This window comes from Nitrospira sp. BLG_2 (assembly GCF_049222245.1).
The window spans coordinates 1-4,283 of sequence record NZ_JBLYIG010000320.1 but is presented as its reverse complement, the minus strand read 5'-3'; the positions used below and the strand labels follow the sequence as shown (position 1 = coordinate 4,283).

At 59.3% G+C, this 4,283-nt stretch carries 4 protein-coding genes; all 4 read left to right on the top strand.

What is annotated here, in order from left to right:
* Positions 1-210: response regulator (locus ACOSYY_RS08955; RefSeq protein ID WP_421661923.1), on the top strand; the 210-nt coding region annotated here is incomplete at its 5' end.
* 26 nt (positions 211-236) lie between these two features.
* Complete coding sequence (locus tag ACOSYY_RS08950; RefSeq protein WP_421661922.1) at positions 237-2,192, top strand: hybrid sensor histidine kinase/response regulator; 1,956 nt, start codon at positions 237-239, stop codon at positions 2,190-2,192.
* Positions 2,143-2,592, top strand: coding sequence for a response regulator (locus ACOSYY_RS08945; protein WP_421661921.1), 450 nt, complete (start codon positions 2,143-2,145; stop codon positions 2,590-2,592). Before ACOSYY_RS08950 ends, ACOSYY_RS08945 begins: the two co-directional genes overlap by 50 nt.
* A gap of 35 nt (positions 2,593-2,627) precedes the next feature.
* A complete protein-coding gene (locus tag ACOSYY_RS08940; RefSeq protein WP_421661920.1) occupies positions 2,628-4,238 on the top strand; it encodes a response regulator in 1,611 nt (536 codons plus the stop codon).
* Positions 4,239-4,283 lie beyond the last annotated feature (45 nt).

Sequence of the window (4,283 nt, the reverse complement as noted above, 5' to 3'; positions counted from 1 at the left end):
GATGGATATGAAACGATCCGCAGGATTCGCAGCAATCCGGCGCATCGGTTGCTCCCGATTTTGGCGTTGACCGCCAAGGCCATGAAGGGAGACCGAGAGCGGTGTCTGCAGGCGGGAGCGTCCGATTACATCGCCAAACCCGTCAATACGGAAGAACTGCTCGCGCTCATGCGGATTTGGCTCTTCGGCAAGAAGAAAGTGAGGCGCTGACAACCGTGTCCGAGATGTCGGAGAACGTGTCCAAGAAAATACCGGGGACGGATATGGCGGACAATTCCGCGTTGACCGCGATTCCCGCGTATATTTTGGTCGTCGATGACGACCCGGGTTTTCTCACCGCCATGGCGACTCTCCTTGAGGGTGCCGGTCGCACGGTCCTGACGGCCCACACGGGCCAGGGCGCGTTGCGGCATCTGTTGCGCCATGACTGCGCGGTCATGGTTCTTGATGTTCGAATGCCGCAGATGGATGGTTTTGAATTGGCCACATTGATCCGGAAACGAGACCGGTCCCGCTTCACGCCCATCATTTTCCTGTCAGGCGTCGACACGATGGATGCGGACGTGGTGCGGGGGCTTTCGAGCGGGGCCGTGGATTACTTGGTCAAACCGGTCCTGCCCGACGTTCTTCGGCACAAAGTGGACGCCTTCGTGGAATTGTTTCGGCTTCGTGAATGGGCCCAGCAACAGGCCAAGTGGCGAAGCGAGGAGCGATTTCGCCAGTTGGTTGAGGGGATTGAAGATTACGCGATTTTTTTGGTGGACGCAGACGGCAAGGTGGCCACCTGGAACAAAGGAGCGGAGCGGCTGACGGGTTATCGCGGCGAGGAGATTCTGGGCCAGCCCTACACGCGCTTATACGCTCCCGGCGATGTCGCCTTGCGCCGACCCGAGAACGATTTGCAACAGGCGACGGAGGCGGCGGCGGGGCAAGCGGCACGAACCGATATCGATCGGCAAATGATGAAAAAAAGCGGCGCGCGGTTCATCGCGAATATCACGATCACCGCTCTCCAGGATGAGCAAGCAGGGTCTCACGCCGTCGTCATTCGCGATGTGACGGAACGGAAGCGCGCTGAGAAGTCCACGGCCCGGCTCGCGGCCATCGTCACGTCTTCGACCGATGCCATCCTCAGCAAAACACTTGATGGAACCATTACGACCTGGAATGACGGCGCCGAGCGGTTGTTCGGGTACCAAGCGAAAGACATCATCGGGCAACCGGTAACCCGCCTGCTGTTTCCCGATCGCATGGAGGAGGAAGAGAAAATCCTTGATCGTATTCGATTGGGGGAGCGCGTCGAACAGCAGGAAACCGTGCGACGACACAAAAGCGGGCTCGCGATCGATGTATCGCTGACGATCTCGCCGATTATGGATGCCACGGGGACGATTCTCGGCGTCTCGTCCATCGCCCGCGATATCACGGAACGGAAACAAGCCGAGCGCGCGCTGCGGGACGCCAACAAGGAACTGGAGGCGTTTAGTTATTCCGTGTCGCATGACCTGCGCGCGCCGCTGCGATCCATCAACGGATTCGCCAAGATGCTGGTCGAGGACTTCGGCCCCTCCTTGCCCCAGGAGGCTCAGCGATGTCTGAACGTCATCCAAAAAAGCGCCGCTCGCATGGGGGAGCTGATCGACGACTTGCTGGAGTTTTCACGGCTGTCTCGATCGGCGATCGATCGGCAGGCGGTGGATACCCGGCGGGTCATTCGTGAGGCGTGGCTCGAGCTGCGGCGGCAGGATCCGGATCGATCCGTGGAATTGAACGTGGATGATTTGCCGAAATGTCTGGCCGATCGCCGTCTGGTCAAGCAGGTGTGGGTCAATCTCCTCTCCAATGCGTGGAAATATTCCCGCCCGCGCCAAGAGGCCAAGATCGAGATCGGATGGCACGAGGACGAGCAGCAGCCGGGCAGCGTCGTGTATTGGATTCGAGACAATGGAGTGGGATTCGATCAGCAATATGTGAACAAAGTATTCGGCGTATTCCAGCGGCTGCATCGGGCGGAAGACTTCGAAGGGACCGGCGTGGGACTTGCGCTGGTGCAACGGATCGTCCAACGCCACGGCGGCCGGGTGTGGGCCGAGGGACGTTTGGACGAGGGCGCGACATTTTATTTCACACTGGAGAGAGTTCATGAGCAAGACGGTGCCGGACACCATCTCGGTCTTGTTGGTCGAGGATAATGAGGAGGACGCGGAGCTGACGCTGCGGGTATTCCGACAGTATCATTTCGCCAATCATATCCATGTGGTGCGGGACGGCGCGGAAGCATTGGACTGCCTGTTCGGTCAGGGCGCCTATACGGATCGGAGCCCATGCAGGCAAACGAAATTGATTCTGTTGGACCTCAAGCTGCCGAAAGTCGACGGGCTGGAAGTCCTTCGCCGCTGCAAGACCGACGAGCGGACAAAGGCCATTCCCGTCGTCATGTTGACCTCGTCGCGTGAGGAACAAGACGTGATCAAGAGTTATGAGCTGGGCGTCAACAGCTATATCGTGAAGCCGGTGGATTTTCATCAATTCGTCGAAGCCGTGAAACAACTGAATCTCTACTGGATGATCCTCAATCAGGGCCCGGAGTGATCAACCCTTTGACTGTGTCGGATGTGGGAGGTCGTATGGCTCAACCGTTGCGTGTCTTGTTGCTGGAGGATCTGGACACGGATGCCGAATTGATGGTGCGCGAGTTGAAACGCGCCGGGTTCGATCTCGACTGGGATCGCGTCGATACGGAAGAAGCATTGCTGCAGTGTCTCGATCGGCCTTATGACTTGATCCTCTCCGACAACTCGATGCCGTCCTTCGACGCGATGAGGGCTCTCGCGTGCCTGCAACAACGCCGGCTGGATATTCCCTTTGTCATCGTCTCGGGCTCCATCGGCGAAGAGCAAGCCGTGGCCTTGTTGCGCCACGGCGCGGCGGATTACATCATGAAGGATCGCATCGAACGACTGGGATCCGCCGTGGGGCAAGCGCTCGAGAAGAAGCGGTTGCGCGACGATAATCAGGCGGCCCATGCCGCCCTGCAGGCGCGGACCGAAGAACTCATCCGTTCTCAAGAACGGTTGCGCGCGCTGGCCAGCGACTTGACGTTGACGGAGCAGCGCGAGCGGCGAAAACTCGCCGGCGATCTCCACGACTATTTGGCTCAATTGCTCGTCGCGGGACGCATGAAACTGCGACAAGCCGTCCCCTGTGTCGCGAAGGAGCCTGGAACGACCTTGCTCGCGGAGTTGGACCAGATTTTCGACGAATCCCTGCGGTATACACGCACCCTCATTGCGGACCTGGCGCCACCCTCATTGCAAGAATTCGGGTTGTCTCATGCCTTTCAATGGTTGTCCGAACACATGCGCACCCATGGGTTGACCGTGGACGTGCAGATCGGATCGGAACGGATCAATATTCCGGACGATCAAGCGATTTTGGTCTTTCAGTCCGTCCGAGAATTGCTGCTCAACATCGTGAAGCATGCTGAGACGAATCGCGCCAGTGTGGCGGTGATCACCACCCCCACTGAACTGCACATTACCGTCATGGACGGCGGGCAGGGGTTCGATCATGCCGCGGTGGCCGCTCCCCAGCCTTCTGGGTCGTCCAGGTTCGGACTGTTCAGCATTGATGAACGGATGCGGGCGATGGGGGGACGGTTTGAGATCAATTCTACGCCCGGCCGTGGAACGCGGGCCTCCATGATTTTGCCCTATTGGCCTGCATCCGACGCACCGGATCTAGGCGATCCCGCTAAGGAGAAGCCCTCCGGGCGTAAGGCTGCCGTTGTTCATCCTGGCCGGCGTTCGGGATTCACCACGCAGCCTTCGTCGGAACCGTCGATGGTCCGCGTCCTCCTCGTCGATGACCATATCATGGTCCGCCGCGGGATCAAGAGCCTCCTGGATGGACACGAGAACTTGCGGGTGGTCGGGGAGGCATCCGACGGACAGCAGGCCGTCGCATTGACGGCGGAGCTGAGGCCCGATGTCGTGCTCATGGACGTGAATCTTCCCGTAATGGACGGGGTAACGGCGACAAGCCGAATTCATCAAAACCATCCCGAAACCGTCACCGTCGGGTTGTCCGTCCATGACGATCGTCAGATCATCGATGCGATGACGAAGGCCGGCGCGGCGGCCTTCGTATCGAAGGGCTCCATGACGGAAGAGCTGTACGAGGCGATCAGCCGCGCGTTGCTTTCCAAAGGCAAGCTGCCTCTTACCGGAGGGGTTTAGCTCCACATTATTCCTGAGGATAGGCCGCCGCGCGAGATCCGCGCG